The sequence below is a fragment of the Paraburkholderia sp. SIMBA_030 genome (genome assembly GCF_046535245.1).
In the GTDB taxonomy this organism is placed as follows: Bacteria; Pseudomonadota; Gammaproteobacteria; order Burkholderiales; family Burkholderiaceae; genus Paraburkholderia.
In genome coordinates this window covers 1-257 of sequence record NZ_JAWRXB010000994.1, presented here as the reverse complement: position 1 = coordinate 257, position 257 = coordinate 1, and the positions used below count along the sequence as shown (strand labels likewise).

At 62.6% G+C, this 257-nt stretch carries 1 protein-coding gene; it reads left to right on the top strand.

The annotated features are described in order from the left end of the window. Positions 1–65 precede the first annotated feature (65 nt). A partial coding sequence (locus SB772_RS43000; protein ID WP_410838897.1) for a phage tail protein occupies positions 66–257 on the top strand: 192 nt, incomplete at its 3' end.

The window sequence follows — 257 nt, the reverse complement described above, 5'->3', positions numbered from 1 at the left end:
CCAGACGTTGGAGGTGGTGGCCGGTCTTTAACCTCAAACTGCCGTTTTGGCTCGACGGCCCGGAGTTGGCCAAGCTCAAAGGTGCCGCACAAGCGTGGTGGGGCAACGTCGAGGGCTGGCTGAATTGGCCGCTGCATCAGATCGACCCTGACATCTGCCCGCTCTCTTTGCTCGACGTGCTCGCCTGGCAACGCGACATCACCCGCTTCCCCGGGGAGGCGGAAAGTTTGTACCGCCTGCGCATCAAGCACGCCTAC